Annotated in this window: 16 protein-coding genes; 6 read left to right on the top strand and 10 right to left on the bottom strand. The window is 55.6% G+C overall.

From position 1 onward, the window contains the following. The 5 genes from K5E19_RS22045 to K5E19_RS22025 form a co-directional block, all read left to right on the top strand. Nucleotides 1–621 (top strand): GTPase (locus tag K5E19_RS22045; RefSeq protein WP_221553093.1); only part of this gene is annotated, 621 nt, incomplete at its 5' end. A gap of 111 nt (nucleotides 622–732) precedes the next feature. Beyond that, nucleotides 733–1908 carry an MFS transporter gene (locus K5E19_RS22040; protein WP_221553092.1) on the top strand — a complete coding sequence of 392 codons (1176 nt, stop codon included), beginning with the start codon at nucleotides 733–735 and terminating at the stop codon, nucleotides 1906–1908. Beyond that, a complete protein-coding gene (yidZ, locus tag K5E19_RS22035) occupies nucleotides 1877–2848 on the top strand; it encodes an HTH-type transcriptional regulator YidZ (protein ID WP_221553090.1) in 972 nt (323 codons plus the stop codon). Before K5E19_RS22040 ends, yidZ begins: the two co-directional genes overlap by 32 nt. Before the next feature lie 122 nt (nucleotides 2849–2970). After that, nucleotides 2971–3717, top strand: coding sequence for a 4'-phosphopantetheinyl transferase superfamily protein (locus K5E19_RS22030; protein ID WP_221553088.1), 747 nt, complete (start codon nucleotides 2971–2973; stop codon nucleotides 3715–3717). 36 nt (nucleotides 3718–3753) lie between these two features. Further along, nucleotides 3754–4320, top strand: a complete 567-nt coding sequence (locus K5E19_RS22025; RefSeq protein WP_221553086.1) for an NADPH-dependent FMN reductase — start codon at nucleotides 3754–3756, stop codon at nucleotides 4318–4320. Between the two features lie 91 nt (nucleotides 4321–4411). On the opposite strand, the gene adeP is transcribed toward K5E19_RS22025, so the two are convergent. Beyond that, a complete protein-coding gene (gene adeP, locus K5E19_RS22020; protein ID WP_155019713.1) occupies nucleotides 4412–5749 on the bottom strand; it encodes an adenine permease AdeP in 1338 nt (445 codons plus the stop codon). Nucleotides 5750–5914: 165 nt separating this feature from the next. Here adeP and yieH point away from each other — a divergent pair, with 165 nt between their 5' ends. Continuing rightward, nucleotides 5915–6580 (top strand): 6-phosphogluconate phosphatase, encoded by a 666-nt coding sequence (gene yieH, locus K5E19_RS22015; protein WP_221553084.1) that lies wholly within the window; start codon nucleotides 5915–5917, stop codon nucleotides 6578–6580. Nucleotides 6581–6624: 44 nt separating this feature from the next. Here the strand turns inward: yieH and phoU are convergent, their stop codons facing one another. The 9 genes from phoU to atpD form a co-directional block, all read right to left on the bottom strand. Then, on the bottom strand, nucleotides 6625–7350 hold the full coding sequence (gene phoU, locus K5E19_RS22010; RefSeq protein ID WP_008500182.1) for a phosphate signaling complex protein PhoU: 726 nt from the start codon (nucleotides 7348–7350) through the stop codon (nucleotides 6625–6627). A gap of 26 nt (nucleotides 7351–7376) precedes the next feature. Beyond that, nucleotides 7377–8150, bottom strand: coding sequence for a phosphate ABC transporter ATP-binding protein PstB (pstB, locus tag K5E19_RS22005; protein WP_010426574.1), 774 nt, complete (start codon nucleotides 8148–8150; stop codon nucleotides 7377–7379). Between the two features lie 47 nt (nucleotides 8151–8197). Then, on the bottom strand, nucleotides 8198–9088 hold the full coding sequence (pstA, locus tag K5E19_RS22000) for a phosphate ABC transporter permease PstA (RefSeq protein ID WP_221553082.1): 891 nt from the start codon (nucleotides 9086–9088) through the stop codon (nucleotides 8198–8200). After that, nucleotides 9088–10047 (bottom strand): phosphate ABC transporter permease PstC, encoded by a 960-nt coding sequence (gene pstC / locus K5E19_RS21995; RefSeq protein ID WP_221553080.1) that lies wholly within the window; start codon nucleotides 10045–10047, stop codon nucleotides 9088–9090. Before pstC ends, pstA begins: the two co-directional genes overlap by 1 nt. 127 nt (nucleotides 10048–10174) lie before the next feature. Continuing rightward, nucleotides 10175–11215, bottom strand: a complete 1041-nt coding sequence (gene pstS / locus K5E19_RS21990) for a phosphate ABC transporter substrate-binding protein PstS (RefSeq protein ID WP_221553078.1) — start codon at nucleotides 11213–11215, stop codon at nucleotides 10175–10177. Between the two features lie 276 nt (nucleotides 11216–11491). Next, on the bottom strand, nucleotides 11492–13321 hold the full coding sequence (gene glmS, locus K5E19_RS21985; protein ID WP_010426581.1) for a glutamine--fructose-6-phosphate transaminase (isomerizing): 1830 nt from the start codon (nucleotides 13319–13321) through the stop codon (nucleotides 11492–11494). A 225-nt stretch (nucleotides 13322–13546) separates the two neighbouring features. Then, complete coding sequence (gene glmU / locus K5E19_RS21980) at nucleotides 13547–14917, bottom strand: bifunctional UDP-N-acetylglucosamine diphosphorylase/glucosamine-1-phosphate N-acetyltransferase GlmU (RefSeq protein ID WP_221553076.1); 1371 nt, start codon at nucleotides 14915–14917, stop codon at nucleotides 13547–13549. Nucleotides 14918–15053: 136 nt separating this feature from the next. After that, nucleotides 15054–15473 carry a F0F1 ATP synthase subunit epsilon gene (locus K5E19_RS21975; RefSeq protein WP_006177560.1) on the bottom strand — a complete coding sequence of 140 codons (420 nt, stop codon included), beginning with the start codon at nucleotides 15471–15473 and terminating at the stop codon, nucleotides 15054–15056. Nucleotides 15474–15493: 20 nt separating this feature from the next. Continuing rightward, nucleotides 15494–16876 (bottom strand): F0F1 ATP synthase subunit beta, encoded by a 1383-nt coding sequence (gene atpD, locus K5E19_RS21970; protein ID WP_003862362.1) that lies wholly within the window; start codon nucleotides 16874–16876, stop codon nucleotides 15494–15496. Nucleotides 16877–16878: the final 2 nt, after the last annotated feature.

The following is a 16878-nucleotide window of genomic DNA, read 5'->3' as shown; positions in this document are numbered from 1 at the left end:
GGAACCACCCGCGACGTGCTGCGCGAGCATATCCACATCGACGGGATGCCGCTGCATATTATCGACACCGCGGGCCTGCGAGATGCCAGCGACGAAGTTGAACGCATCGGTATCGAACGCGCCTGGCAGGAGATTGAGCAGGCCGACCGCGTGCTGTTTATGGTGGACGGCACCACGACCGACGCCGTGGACCCGGCTGAGATCTGGCCAGACTTTATTGCCCGTCTGCCGGCGAAACTGCCAATCACCGTGGTGCGTAACAAAGCGGACGTCACCGGCGAAACGCTGGGCATCAGCGATGTGAACGGTCACTCACTGATTCGCCTGTCGGCGCGAACCGGTGAGGGCGTTGACGACCTGCGTAACCATCTCAAGCAGAGCATGGGCTTTGACACCAGTATGGAAGGCGGCTTCCTGGCGCGTCGCCGTCACCTGCAGGCGCTGGAAGAGGCGGCGAACCACCTTGTTCAGGGTAAAGCGCAGCTGATCGGCGCGTGGGCGGGCGAGCTGCTGGCGGAAGAGCTGCGTCTGGCGCAGCAGAATCTGAGCGAGATCACCGGGGAGTTTACGTCGGACGATCTGCTGGGAAGAATTTTCTCGAGCTTCTGTATCGGTAAGTAATGCCCGCTCATTGATGGTGATTTCCTCATAGGCAATCACCATTGTCCAAATGGCAACTCGCCTAATCCCCTTAATCCCCCTATTCTGCATGCCTGCATCCATGGGGGGTTTATGGCTCGTTTTCTGTTTTGTAGTTTCGCGTTGGTTCTGCTTTATCCGTCCGGCATAGATATGTATCTGGTGGGACTCCCCCACATCGCCCGCGATCTGGGTGCCAGCGAGGCACAGCTTCACATCGCGTTTTCGGCCTACCTCGCGGGGATGGCGTCGTCGATGGTGTTTGCCGGGAAGATCGCGGATAAGGCAGGCCGTCAGCCTGTCGCGATAACGGGTGCCATCATCTTTGCCCTGGCGTCCATTCTCTGCTCACAGGCGCAGAACAGCGCCTTGTTCCTTTCAGGCCGCTTCATTCAGGGCATTGGTGCGGGTGGCTGTTACGTCGTGGCCTTTGCGATTTTGCGCGACACCTTAAGCGCCCAGCGCCGCGCCAAAGTGCTGTCGATGCTGAACGGCATCACCTGCATCATCCCGGTGCTGGCACCCGTTGTGGGCTACCTGATTATGCTGAAATTCCCGTGGCAGAGCCTGTTCTGGACTATGGCGGCGATGGGCGCACTGGTCTTTATTTTGTCTATCACCGTACTGAAAGAGACCCATCCCGGCTCGCAGAATACGGGCCACACCGCGACCCTTCAGCCAGCTGAAAAGCTGCTTAACCGCTTTTTCCTCAGCCGACTGGCCGTGACTACATTAAGCGTGGCGGTGATCCTGACCTATGTAAACGTTTCCCCTGTCCTGCTGATGGAAACCATGGGCTTCGATCGCGGTCAGTATTCAACGGTGATGGCACTGACCGCGATGGTGAGTATGGCGGTCTCATTTTCGACCCCGTTTGCGCTGAATATCTTTCGCCAGCGCACACTGATGCTGGCCTCACAGGCACTGTTCCTCACCGCAGGCGTGATTCTGGCAACCGCGAGTTCGCACGCGGTGATGCTGGTGGGCATCACGCTCATCTGCGCCGGTTTTTCCGTCGGCTTTGGCGTGGCGATGAGCCAGGCGCTTGGGCCATTCTCGCTGCGCGCGGGCGTAGCAAGTTCGGTATTGGGCATAGCGCAGGTCTGCGGTTCATCGCTGTGGATCTGGCTGGCAGCCGTTCTTGGTCTTAACGCGCTGAATATGCTGATCGGGATTCTGATTGGCTGTAGCATGGTCTGCATTACCTTACTTATGGTCATCCAGCCCGCGGCGCATTATGAAGAAGCCCATCAGCAGTCTCGATCTTAATCTCTTGCTTTGCCTGCAGCTTTTGCTGCAGGAGCGCAGCGTCACCAAAGCGGCGAAGCGGATGAACGTGACGCCGTCGGCGGTGAGTAAATCACTGGCCAAGCTGCGCGACTGGTTCGAAGACCCGCTGTTTGTGAAAACGCCGTTAGGGCTGCTGCCCACGCCGCTGACGGTAAGCCTGGAGCAGGATCTGGCCGACTGGATGCAGATTGGTAATCAGATCCTCGATAAATTTCACCATGATTCGCCGGGCGGGCTGACGTTCGAACTGGCTGCCGAAACGCCGTTGATGCTGATCCGCTTTAACGCCCTGCTGGAGCAGGTGAACCAGCGCTATCCGCAGGCAACGGTGAAGATGCGTCACTGGGATTACGACTCGCTGGACGCCATTACGCGTGGAGAGGTGGATCTGGGATTCACCGGGCGCGAGACGCACCCGCGCTCGCGTGAATTGCTGAAGCTAATGCCGTGGTTTATCGACTACGAGATCCTGTTTAGTGACCGTCCGTGCGTGTATCTGCGTGAGGATCATCCGGCGCTACAGGAGGAGTGGAACCTGGAGACCTTTCTGCGCTATCCGCATATCAGCATTTTCTGGGAACGCAGCGACACCTGGGCGCTCGACGAGGTGCTAAGAGAGATGGGCCGCGAGCGTAATATCGCCATGAGCCTGCCGGGGTTTGAGCAGTCGATGTTTATGGCGGCGCAGCCCGGGCATAACTATATCGCCACGGCTCCGCACTACTGCCATCACTACAATCAACTCCACCAGCGGAAGCTGATCGCGCTGCCTATTCCCATTGACGAAGCGCAGGCTGAAAAGCTTACCGTGCCCTTCACGCTGATCTGGCATAAACGGAACAGCCATAATCCGAAAATCCTCTGGCTGCGGGAGACCATCAAGGCGCTGTACGGTGCCAGCGATCCAATTTTTGCCTAAGAAAATGTAAAGTTCGGTCCTAAGGCTTCTCTTACTCCCATTTACTGATTAAAACAGGAGTCAAGTTAAGCGATAATCATGTAACCGTTTAACCGATTACGACCATTATCAAGGAGCGAAAAATGGCAACGCACTTTGCAAGAGGGATACTTACAGACGGACATCTCGTATCGGCCAGAATTTCTTCAGCCTGTCACAGCGAAGCACTCACGCTCCCGGAGCACCGCAGGACGCGGTTTTTAGCCTCCAGAGCACTTCTCGCTGAGCTTATGTTCATGCTCTACGGTACCAGTGAGCTGCCGGACATTATTATCCAGCCAGAAGGCCGTCCGGTCTTTGCTGACCCGGAACTCCCCCGGTTTTCCATCGCCTATACTGGCAACATTATTGGTGTCGCGCTCACTACCGAGGGTGACTGTGGACTGGATATGGAACTTCAGCGCGCGACGCGCAGCTTCCATGGTGCCAACGCGCATAACGACTACCCGCTCTCCAGCAATGAAAAGCTGTGGGTACGCAATCAAAACGATCCTGTTGAAGCCCGAGCCCAACTCATCACCCTGCGTCAGAGCATTCGCAAGCTCTGTGGATGCGCCTCAGACGACGCCAGCCTGCTGCAGCTGCTGCCAGGATCCGGACGTCTGCGTGCCACTCAAGCCACGCTGGTAGAGGCGCTCAGTGACGCAGAGGATGTGCTCATTTGGTCCATTGCGGTTACCCCCGCCATCGAACGCATGAAAATCTGGGAATTTGACAGTCAACAGGGATGGCGTAGCCTTCCTGATGTGCCCGAGCGCGCCAACGAGCCCGCCGCGCGTCTGATGCGTTTAACCAGTTTACCGGCAGAAAAAGCAATCACTCTTAGCTGATCCATTCAGGGTCATCATGATGAAACAGGAGTAATCATGTCTGATACGTTGAAAGTTGTTACGTTACTGGGAAGCCTGCGCAAAGGTTCATTTAACGGGATGGTCGCCCGCACCCTGCCACAGCTGGCACCTGCGGGGATGGAAATTAGCGGCCTGCCGTCCATTGGCGATATTCCGCTGTATGACGCTGACGTCCAGCAGGAAGAGGGGTTCCCGCAGAGCGTTGAGGCGCTGGCGGAGCAAATTCGCCAGGCTGACGGGGTGGTCATCGTCACGCCGGAGTATAACTACTCGGTGCCGGGCGGCCTGAAGAATGCCATTGACTGGCTGTCCCGTTTGCCTGAACAGCCGCTATCAGGCAAACCGGTGCTGATCCAGACCAGCTCAATGGGCGCGATTGGCGGCGCGCGCTGCCAGTATCACCTGCGCCAGATCCTGGTGTTCCTGGATGCGATGGTGATGAACAAGCCGGAGTTTATGGGCGGTGTGATTCAGAACAAGGTCGACCCGCAGACGGGTGAAGTGGTGGATCAGAGCACGCGTGACCATCTTTCTGGTCAGCTGACCGCGTTTGGGGATTATATTAAGCGGGTTAAAGCCTGATAAAAAAGCCCGGTGGCGCTAGCGCTTACCGGGCCTACACTCGTCAGTAGGTCAGGTAAGCGAAGCGCCACCTGACACCACAAACCGCACCTTAGTGCGCGTCGATAAACACAATCTTCAGCACAAACAGCAGCGCCACAACGATCACGCACGGGCTCAGTTCGCGGAAGCGACCCGTACCGACCTTCATTACGCAGTAAGAGATAAAGCCCAGCGCAATACCTTCAGTGATCGAGAAGCTGAACGGCATCATCACGGCGGTGATAAACGCCGGTACTGCTTCGGTTAAATCTTCCCACTTCACGCGCGCCAGGCTGGACGTCATCAGCACGCCAACGTAGATCAGCGCGCCTGCGGCCGCATACGGTGGAACCATCCCCGCCAGCGGGGAAAGGAAGATCACCAGCAGGAACAGAATACCCACGACTACCGCCGTCAAACCCGTACGGCCGCCCACGGACACGCCGGAAGAGGACTCAATGTAAGCGGTCACAGACGAGGTCCCGATGAAAGAACCCGCCACGGAAGAGACGCTATCCACAAACAGCGCCTGCTTCATGCGCGGGAATTTACCTTTCTCATCCGCCAGACCCGCTTTGTCGGTCACGCCGATCAGCGTACCGGAGGAGTCAAACAGGTTCACCAGCATGAAGGAGAAAATCACGCCCGCCAGACCGAGGTTCAGGGAGCCCGCCAGGTCAACGTGACCAATAACGGTAGAGACGCTCGGTGGCGCGGAGACGATTCCGTGATACTGGACATCGCCCAGCATCCAGCCCAGCAGCGTGGTGACCACGATGGACACCAGCACCGCCGCATGAATATTGCGGGAGGCGAGGATCGCGATGATAAAGAAGCCCAGCACGCCCAGCAGCACGCTGTGAGAGGTCAGGTTGCCGATGCTCACCAGCGTTTCCGGGTTCGCCACGATCACACCGGCGTTTTTCAGACCCATCATACCGATGAACAGGCCGATACCGCTGGTGATACCCACGCGCAGGCTCACCGGGATATTGGCAATCATCCAGTAGCGCACGCGGAAAATGGTCAGCAGCAGCAGGCCAACGGCACCCCAGAAGATAGCGCCCATGCCAACCTGCCACGGCAGGCCCATCGCCTGAACGACCACAAACGCGAAGAACGCATTCAGCCCCATTGCCGGTGCCAGCGCAACTGGCAGGTTAGCGAACACGCCCATCAGGATGCTGCCAAGGGCGGCAATCAGACAGGTGGTCACGAAGACGGCGCTGGTATCCATGCCAGCAACGCCCAGAATTTGCGGGTTAACAAAAACGATATACACCATCGTCAGGAAGGTGGTGAAACCGGCGATCACTTCGGTGCGTGCCGTAGTGCCGTGCTCGCGCAGTTTGAACACGCGCTCAAGCAGACCCTGACCAGATGTCTGGGTTGTGTGTTGTTGACTCATCATCAATTTCCGAACAAGGAGGGAAAATTCGTCGCTATCCTATACCAAAATGCGACAATAGTGGCGGTTATGAGATACTTTTTTCATTGATTTTGCTTATACGGCAACGATTGCGTCTCGTTAAACTGCCGTACGTAAACGTTAAACTTGTTAAAAGGGAAAGGCATGTCCGGAATTGAAGCGGTATTTTTCGACTGCGACGGAACGCTGGTCGACAGTGAGGTCATTTGTTCCCGCGCATATGTGGCCATGTTCCAGGAATTTGGCATAACGCTCGATCTCGAAGAGGTGTTCAAACGCTTTAAGGGCGTGAAGCTGTACGAGATCATCGACATTATTAACCAGGAGCACGGTGTGGATCTGGCGAAAGCCGATCTGGAACCGGTGTACCGCGCCGAGGTCGCACGCCTGTTCGACTCCGAGCTGGAGGTTATCGCCGGGGCTAACGCGCTGCTGGATGCGATGACGGTGCCAATCTGCGTGGTCTCTAACGGTCCGGTCAGCAAAATGCAGCACTCGCTGGGCAAGCTTGAGATGTTGCACCATTTCCCGGAAAAACTGTTCAGCGGCTACGATATCCAGCGCTGGAAGCCAGACCCGGCGTTGATGTTCCATGCGGCAAAAGCGATGAACGTTAACGTTGAGAACTGCATTCTGGTGGATGACTCGTCTGCGGGCGCGCAGTCGGGGATTGATGCGGGGATGGAGGTGTTTTACTTCTGCGCCGATCCGCACAACAAGCCGATCGATCATCCAAACGTGACAACCTTTACCGATCTGGCGCAGTTGCCTGAATTGTGGAAAGCACGCGGGTGGAATATTACGCGTTAAGCTAACGTAGGGCGGGTAAGCGCCAGCGCCACCCGCCACAAACATCACTCTTTCGGATCTTTACCCGCCAGCAGCTTGTCCAGCTCGTCGCCGCCCACGTGACGGAAGTCCTGACCTTTCACGAAGTAGAAAATGTATTCGCAAATGTTCTGGCAGCGGTCACCGATACGCTCGATGGAACGCGCGCAGAACAGGGCAGTCAGTACGCTTGGGATGGTTCGTGAATCTTCCATCATGTAGGTCATCAGCTGACGCACGATGCCTTCATACTCCTGGTCGACTTTCTTGTCTTCACGGTAGATACGCACCGCTTCGTCCAGATCCATACGCGCAAAGGCATCCAGCACGTCGTGCAGCATCTGCACGGTGTGGCGGCCCAGCGACTCCAGGCTCACCAGCAGCGGCTGGTGCTGCTGAGAGAACTTCTCCAGCGCGGTGCGGCAGATTTTATCCGCAACGTCACCAATACGCTCCAGCTCGGCGATGGTTTTGATGATCGCCATTACCAGACGCAGGTCGCTCGCCGTCGGCTGGCGTTTCGCGATAATGCGCACGCAGGCTTCGTCGATAGCGACTTCCATCATGTTGACGTTTTTGTCGCCTTCAATAACGCGCTTCGCCAGCTCGCTGTCCTGGTTGTGCATCGCCGTGATCGCATCAGAAAGTTGCTGCTCGACCATGCCGCCCATGGTCATCACCTGGGTGCGAATGCTTTCCAGCTCTGCGTTGAACTGGCCGGAAATGTGTTTATTAAGATTGAGGTTGTCCATGGTTTCTCCACATGCACTAAGGCAAATCAACCGTAGCGGCCAGTAATATAATCTTCGGTTTGTTTCTTCGCGGGCCTGGTGAACAGCGCGTCCGTATCGCTGAACTCAATCAACTCGCCCAGATACATAAACGCCGTATGATCGGAACAACGCGCAGCCTGCTGCATGTTATGGGTCACGATAACCACGGTGTAATCTTGCTTCAGCTCAGTGATCAGCTCTTCAATACGGCCGGTTGAGATCGGGTCCAGCGCTGAACACGGCTCATCCAGCAGCAACACTTCCGGGCGAATGGCGATACCGCGCGCAATGCACAGACGCTGCTGCTGACCACCGGAGAGAGAGTAACCGCTCTGGTGCAACTTATCTTTGGTTTCGTTCCATAATGCGGCCTTGGTCAATGCCCACTGCACGCGCTCATCCATATCGGCACGGGAGAGCTTTTCAAACAGGCGCACGCCAAAAGCGATGTTGTCATAAATGGACATCGGGAACGGCGTTGGTTTCTGGAACACCATGCCCACCTTGGCACGCAGCAGAGCGATATCCTGGGCCTGGGTCAGAATGTTTTCGCCGTCCAGGATGATTTCACCTTCGGCGCGCTGCTCCGGATAGAGCGAATACATTTTGTTAAAGGTACGCAGCAGCGTGGATTTTCCACAGCCGGACGGACCGATAAATGCCGTGACCTGGTTCTTCGCGATATCCAGGTTGATGTTCTTCAGGGCATGGAATTTGCCGTAGTAGAAGTTCAAATCACGAACCTGAATCTTACCCGGGGCAGTATCAACCATACTCATTGACTCATTTCCTCATTCGGCGCCGCGATGTGCCGCGCCGTAAAAATTTAACCGTGTTTCTTCTTCGCGAAAATGACGCGCGCCAGAATGTTCAGCAACAGTACGCAAAGGGTAATAATCAGCACCCCGGCCCAGGCCAGCTGCTGCCACTCCGCGAATGGGCTCATCGCAAATTTAAAGATCGTCACCGGCAGGTTGGCGATCGGCTGCATCATGTCCGTGCTCCAGAACTGGTTGGAGAGGGATGTAAACAGCAGCGGTGCCGTTTCACCTGCAATACGCGCAATCGCCAGCAGGATACCGGTCATGATCCCGGAGATAGAGGCTTTCAGCGTAATCGCGGAGATCATCTTCCATTTCGGCGTACCCAGCGCGTAAGCCGCTTCACGCAGGCTGTCCGGCACCAGTTTCAGCATGTTCTCGGTGGTACGAATAACGATAGGCACCTGCAGCAGCGCCAGCGCGATCACACCCGCCCAGCCGGAGAAGTGTTCCATCTGCGCCACCACGACGGTGTAGACGAACAGACCCACCACGATAGACGGCGCGGACAGCAGAATGTCGTTGATGAAGCGAATCACTTCCGCCAGCCAGGATTTACGACCGTATTCGGCCAGGTAGATGCCTGCCATGATGCCCAGCGGCGTGCCGAAGACCGTCGCCCAGAGAATCAGCAGGCCGCTGCCCGCCAGGGCGTTCGCCAGACCACCACCCGCCGTGTTTGGCGGAGGCGTCATCTCGGTGAACAGCGCCAGCGACATACCGTCAATTCCACGAACGACCGTCGAGAAGAGGATCCACACCAGCCAGAACAGGCCGAATGCCATCGTCGCCATCGAGAGCGTTAACGCAATGCGGTTTTTTATGCGGCGTCTGGCCTGCATTTTGCGGCGGGATTCCGCCAGTTCAGCGGTAGCTTGCATTTCGAGAGTGGCCATTAGCGTGCTCCCTCATTTTTAGCGAGACGCATAATCATCAGCTTGGAAATCGCCAGAACAATGAAGGTGATAACAAACAGAATCAGACCCAGCTCCATCAGCGCCGCAACGTGCAGCCCGGATTCCGCTTCCGCAAATTCGTTTGCCAGCGCAGAGGTAATACTGTTACCCGGCATATAGAGCGACGCGCTGTCGAGCTGGTAGGTATTACCGATGATAAAGGTGACCGCCATGGTTTCACCCAGCGCACGACCTAAGCCCAGCATCACGCCCCCGATCACCCCATTTTTGGTGAACGGAAGGACAATACGCCAGATAACTTCCCAGGTGGTGCAGCCGATGCCGTAGGCCGACTCTTTCATCATCACCGGCGTTTGTTCGAAGACATCGCGCATGACCGCCGCAATGTAAGGAATAATCATGATGGCGAGGATCACACCCGCCGCCAGAATGCCGATACCGAAAGCCGGGCCAGAGAACAGGGCCCCCACAAACGGAATGGCGGAAAGCACGTTACCGACCGGCTCCTGGAAGTACGTGGCGAACAGCGGAGCAAAGATGAACAGACCCCACATGCCGTAAACGATACTTGGAATGGCCGCCAGCAGTTCGATAGCAATACCGAGCGGGCGTCGCAGCCAGCCGGGTGCCAGCTCCGTCAGGAACAGGGCAATACCAAAGCTCACCGGAACCGCAATCAGCAGGGCAATGAACGAGGTCACCAGCGTCCCGTAAATCGGCACCAGGGCACCGTAGACATCGTTCGGCGCGTCCCAATCTTTGGTCCACAGGAAGGAGAACCCAAATTTCTGGATGCTCGGCCAGGAGGAGAAAATCAGAGACACGATAATGCCGCCCAGCAGCAATAGCACAATCAGCGCAGCCAGTTTGACCAGCGCGCTGAAAATCATGTCACCTTTTTTACCCGGAGGGTTAAATGCAGGCTTGGTTGCAGCCATAAATCACTCTTCTGTTGAGACGTTTTTACGAATATGCCCGGTGACGCTGACGCTTACCGGGCCTACAGATTAAACCGTAGGGCGGGTAAGCGCAGCGCCACCCGCCATCTTCGTTAAATATATCCTGTTAGTACAGCGCTTTACCGCTGCTGTCTTTCACGTTGGTTTTCCATGCAGCACGAATCTGCTCAACCACGCTGTCTGGCAGGCTGGCGTAATCCAGATCGTTAGCCTGTTTGCCACCATTTTTGTATGCCCAGTCAAAGAACTTCAGCACTTCGGTGCCCTGCTCTGGTTTCTTCTGATCTTTGTGAATCAGAATGAACGTCGTAGAGGTGATTGGCCACGCGCTGTCGCCTTTCTGGTTAGTCAGGTCCTGCGCGAAGGATTTGCTCCAGTCAGCGCCTTTTGCGGCGTTAGCAAAGTTCTCTTCGGTCGGGCTAACCGGTTTACCGTCAGCTGAAACCAGTTTGGTGTAAGCCAGGTTGTTCTGCTTAGCGTAAGCGTATTCTACGTAACCGATGGAGCCTGGCAGACGCTGTACGAACGCGGCGATACCGTCGTTACCTTTACCGCCCAGACCGGTTGGCCAGTTAACGGTAGAGCCGGAGCCGACTTTAGATTTCCACTCTTCGTTCACTTTCGCCAGATAGCTGGTGAACACGAAGGACGTGCCGGAACCGTCAGCGCGACGAACCACAGCGATATTCTGCGAAGGCAGCTTAATGCCCGGGTTCAGCTTGGTGATGGCTTCGTCATCCCATTTTTTGATTTTGCCCAGGTAGATGTCACCCAGGGTTTTGCCGTCCAGCACCAGCTCGCCTGATTTCAGGCCAGGGATGTTAACGGCCAGCACAACGCCGCCGATCACGGTCGGGAACTGGAACAGGCCTTCCTGATTCAGTTTTTCATCAGACAGTGGGGCATCTGACGCGCCGAAATCAACGGTATTAGCGGTAATTTGTTTTACGCCACCGGAGGAGCCGATACCCTGATAGTTAACCTTGTTACCGGTTTCTTTCTGGTAGGTATCTGCCCATTTGGCATACACCGGCGCAGGGAAGGTTGCACCAGCACCAGTCAGGCTTGCTGCTGCGAATGCAGAGAAAGCGCTCATAGATAAGGTCGCGGCGACAACAGTTGCGACAGTGGTACGCATAACTTTCATAATGTCTCCTGCAAGGATTTCGTAAATCATTGTTTAAGTGGCTACGATGAGCAAAATAGGACAAACAGGTGACAGATAAATGTACGAATTATGACAGTTTTATGACAACGAAAATTTCACTTAAAATTACGTAAAACTTTATATGTTTATCAGGGACTTAAAGAGGAATGTGACATGCTATTTTCAGTAATATTTTCTTTATGTGACACTGAAAAAATAGCTGAAAATGACAGATTGTCATAAAAAAACTCCACCCGAAGGTGGAGTCTGAAGGGATTATTCTACGGTGACGGATTTCGCCAGGTTACGCGGCTGGTCAACGTCGGTGCCTTTGATCAGCGCCACGTGATAAGCCAGAAGCTGCAGCGGAACGGTGTAGAAGATCGGTGCGATCACCTCTTCTACATGCGGCATCTCGATGATGTGCATATTGTCGCTGCTGGCGAAACCGGCATCTTTATCAGCGAAGACGTACAGTACGCCGCCGCGGGCGCGCACTTCTTCGATGTTGGATTTCAGTTTTTCCAGCAGTTCGTTGTTAGGTGCCACAACGATAACCGGCATATCTGCATCAATCAGCGCCAGCGGGCCGTGTTTCAGCTCGCCCGCCGCGTAGGCTTCAGCGTGGATGTACGAGATCTCTTTCAGCTTCAGCGCGCCTTCCAGCGCAATCGGATACTGATCGCCACGCCCCAGGAACAGGGCGTGATGTTTGTCAGAGAAATCTTCCGCCAGCGCTTCAATGCGTTTGTCCTGAGACAGCATCTGCTCAATACGGCTCGGCAGCGCCTGCAGGCCGTGAACGATGTCGTGCTCAACGGAGGCATCTTCGCCTTTCAGACGCGCCAGCTTCGCCACCAGCATCAGCAGAACGGTGAGCTGAGTGGTAAAGGCTTTGGTGGAGGCCACGCCGATTTCGGTACCCGCTTTGGTCATCAGCGCCAGATCGGACTCACGCACCAGCGATGAGCCTGGGACGTTACAGATGGCCAGCGAACCCAGGTAACCGAGCTCTTTAGACAGACGCAGCGCTGCCAGCGTATCCGCCGTTTCGCCGGACTGGGAAAGGGTGATCATCAGGCTGTTACGGCGCACCGCGGATTTGCGGTAGCGGAACTCAGACGCGATTTCCACGTCGCACGGTACGCCCGCCAGGGATTCAAACCAGTAGCGAGAGACCATACCGGAGTTGTAGGAGGTGCCGCAGGCCACGATCTGAATATGCTCAACTTTGCCGAGCAGTTCGTTCGCGTTTGCGCCCAGCTCGCTCAGATCCACTTCACCGTGGCTGATGCGCCCGGTCAGGGTGTTTTTGATGGCGTTTGGCTGCTCGTAGATCTCTTTCTGCATGTAGTGACGGTAAGCGCCTTTGTCGCCCGCGTCGTACTGCAGGTTTGATTCGATCTCCTGACGCTTCACCTGCTCGCCTTTGGTATCGAATACGGTCACGCTGCGACGGGTCACTTCTGCGATATCACCCTCTTCGAGGAAGATAAAGCGACGGGTAACCGGCAGGAGCGCCAGCTGGTCAGAAGCGATGAAGTTTTCGCCCATGCCCAGACCGATAACCATCGGGCTACCGGAACGCGCGGCCAGCAGCGTGGACGGGTCGCGGGAATCCATGATCACCGTACCGTAGGCGCCGCGCAGCTGAGGAATGGTGCGCAGTACCGCTTCGCGCAGCGTGCCGCCCTGCTCCAGCTCCCAGTGCACCAGGTGAGCAATCACTTCGGTATCAGTTTCAGAGACGAAGGTGTAGCCGCGCGCTTTCAGTTCTTCGCGCAGCGGTTCGTGGTTTTCGATAATGCCGTTGTGCACGACCACGATGTGTTCAGACACATGCGGGTGCGCGTTACCTTCAGACGGTTCGCCGTGCGTCGCCCAGCGGGTGTGCGCAATACCGGTACCACCGTGCAGCGGATGTTCTTCCGCGGCCTGGGCCAGCATCTGCACTTTACCGAGACGACGCAGACGGGTCATATGACCTTCTGCATCGACGACAGCCAGACCGGCTGAGTCGTAACCACGGTATTCCAGACGACGTAAACCTTCGAGAAGGATTTCAGCAATATCACGCTGCGCAACTGCGCCAACAATTCCACACATAGTTAGATTTCCTGATTATGGCGTTATGCCATGCGTTGTCGCTGACCTGTATTTGCCCTTTCCGGGCACCCCGAGCCTTGTAGAGAGTGGGGTTATTTTTATGGGTACTGCTTGTGGGGGGAGATATATATTTATCTCCTCTCCCGGGTTTGCCTGATGACGGCTACGCCTTATCAGGCATACTCAATCGTAGGGCGGGTAAGCGTAGCGCCATCCGCCTTGTTGTTACTTTTTCTTCACCGGGCGTTTCCAGCCCTGCTTGCTGACCTGCGGAACGCGGCTTAACACCAGCTCGTTCGCGGCCACATCGCGCGTAACGGTCGTTCCGGCGGCAATGGTCACGCCGTTACCCACGGTAACAGGCGCCACCAGCTGGGTATCAGAGCCCACAAACACGTCATCACCGATGATGGTTTTAAACTTGTTGGCACCGTCATAGTTGCAGGTAATGGTGCCTGCGCCGATGTTCACGTTGTCGCCAATTTCCGCATCGCCCAGATAGGTCAGATGACCGGCTTTCGAGCCTTTACCCAGACGCGCTTTTTTTATTTCCACGAAGTTACCCACGTGAGCGCCTTCCAGCAGTTCTGCTCCCGGACGCAGGCGTGCAAACGGGCCGATGGTACAAGCCACATCCAGACGGGCATCTTCCACCACGCTGTACGGGCTGATTTCGCAGTCGTCACCGATAACGCTGTTTTTAATCACGCAGCCGGTGCCGATTTTGACGCGGTTGCCCAGCGTGACGTTGCCTTCAACAATAACGTTAGTATCAATCTCAACGTCACGCCCGTGCGACAAGGTGCCGCGCAGATCGAAACGTGCCGGATCGCGAAGCATCACGCCCGCAAGAAGCAGCTTTTCAGCCTGCTCGGACTGATAAATACGCTCAAGACGGGAAAGCTGCAGACGGTTGTTCACGCCGTCCGTTTCGCTGATGCGCGCCGGATGAACGGCGGCAATTTCACGCCCTTCGTGATACGCCATCGCAATGATGTCGGTGATGTAGTATTCACCCTGCGCATTGTTGTTGTTGAGCTGAGACAGCCAGCGCTTCAGATCCGCGCCGTTGGCAATCAGGATACCGGTGTTAATTTCCGGGATCTGGCGCTGTTCTTCGCTGGCATCTTTGTGTTCAACGATGCCGGTCACCTTGCCATTTTCACGGGTGATGCGGCCATAGCCGCTCGGGTCGTCCAGTACGACGGTGAGAAGGCCGATACCGCCCTGCGGTTTAGCTTCACGCAGGCGGGTCAGGGTTTCAACGGAGATCAGCGGGACGTCGCCGTACAGCATCAGGATGTCTTCGTCATCGGCAAAGAACGGAGCCGCCTGCTGCATCGCATGACCTGTACCCAACTGTTCAGCCTGAAGCACCCAGTTGAGTTTGTCGTCACACAGCGTCTTTTTCAGCAAATCGCCACCGTGGCCATAGACCAGGTTTACCTGACGAGCGCCCAATTCATTTGCTGCATCAATAACATGCTGCACCATTGGCTTTCCTGCCAGCGTGTGAAGCACTTTAGGCAGATCGGAATACATGCGGGTACCTTTGCCAGCGGCAAGGATCACCACGCTCATCGCACTGTTTGACATACGCATCCTGACGGTAGTTTGAGTGAGAAGTAAAAACGTTTGATGCTTAAAATTCTACATCTTTTTCATCATGAATTAAGGCAAAAAAAAAGCCAGCCTGGTATCCAGACTGGCTTTTGAGCTTTTCAAGCCGGTGTTACATCGCTTTTTTGGTCAACTCGATAACGCGCAGTTTCGCGATCGCTTTGGCCAGCTCCGCAGACGCCTGAGCGTAATCCACGTCACCATGAGAGCTGCTAATGTGCTCTTCAGCCTTACGCTTCGATTCCAGGGCTCGCGCTTCGTCGAGATCCTGGCCACGAATAGCGGTATCGGCCAGAACGGTCACACTGCCTGGCTGCACTTCAAGAATGCCGCCGGACAGATAGATAAACTCTTCATGACCGAACTGTTTAACGATGCGGATCATACCAGGCTTAATGGCGGTGAGCAGCGGTGCGTGACCCGGGAAAATACCCAGTTCACCTTCACTACCCGTTACCTGGATTTTTTCGACCAGACCAGAGAACATTTGTTGCTCTGCGCTGACGACGTCCAGGTGGTAAGTCATTGCCATATCACCCTCCGATTAAGGCGTTAAAGTTTTTTGGCTTTTTCCACGGCTTCTTCGATGGAACCAACCATGTAGAACGCCTGCTCTGGCAGGTGATCGTATTCGCCTTCCATGATGCCTTTAAAGCCACGGATGGTGTCTTTCAGGGAAACGTATTTACCCGGAGAACCGGTGAATACTTCCGCAACGAAGAACGGCTGGGACAGGAAGCGCTGGATCTTACGCGCACGTGCTACCACCAGTTTGTCTTCTTCTGACAGTTCATCCATACCCAGGATGGCGATGATGTCTTTCAGTTCCTGGTAACGCTGCAGCAGGGACTGTACGCCACGCGCGGTGTCGTAGTGTTCCTGACCAACAACCAGTGGATCCAGCTGACGGCTGGTGGAGTCCAGCGGGTCAACGGCTGGGTAGATACCCAGAGACGCGATCTGACGGCTCAGTACCACGGTTGCATCCAGGTGCGCAAAGGTGGTTGCTGGAGATGGGTCAGTCAAGTCATCCGCAGGTACGTATACCGCCTGAACGGAGGTGATAGAACCGGTTTTGGTAGAGGTGATACGTTCCTGAAGAACACCCATCTCTTCAGCCAGCGTTGGCTGATAACCTACCGCTGAAGGCATACGACCCAGCAGTGCAGATACTTCAGTACCGGCCAGGGTGTAACGATAGATGTTATCAACGAACAGCAGAACGTCACGGCCTTCGTCACGGAACTTCTCAGCCATCGTCAGGCCGGTCAGCGCAACGCGCAGACGGTTTCCTGGTGGCTCGTTCATCTGGCCGTAAACGAGGGATACTTTGTCCAGAACGTTGGAGTCGGTCATTTCGTGGTAGAAGTCGTTACCCTCACGAGTACGCTCACCAACGCCCGCAAACACGGAGTAACCGGAGTGCTCGATCGCGATGTTACGGATCAGCTCCATCATGTTTACGGTTTTACCTACACCCGCACCACCGAACAGACCAACTTTACCGCCCTTCGCAAACGGACACATCAGGTCGATAACTTTGATACCGGTTTCCAGCAGTTCCTGAGAGCTTGACAGCTCTTCGTAGGAAGGTGCTGCGCGGTGGATAGCCCAACGCTCTTCTTCACCGATGTCGCCTTTCATGTCGATTGGTTGACCCAATACGTTCATGATACGACCCAGTGTTGCTTTACCTACCGGGACTTCGATCGGGTGCTCAAGGTCTTTGACTTCCAGACCACGACGCAGACCGTCGGAAGAACCCATTGCGATGGTACGCACGATACCACCACCGAGCTGCTGCTGAACTTCCAGCACCAGGCTCTCGTTACCATTCTGTACCTCAAGAGCATCGTACACGCGCGGTACGGCATCCTGAGGGAACTCGACGTCAACCACGGCGCCGATTACCTGGACAATTTTTCCAGTAGCCATCT

Source organism: Enterobacter sp. RIT637 (genome assembly GCF_019718755.1).
Classification (GTDB): domain Bacteria; phylum Pseudomonadota; class Gammaproteobacteria; order Enterobacterales; family Enterobacteriaceae; genus Enterobacter.
This window is presented reverse-complemented; position numbering and strand designations above follow the sequence as displayed.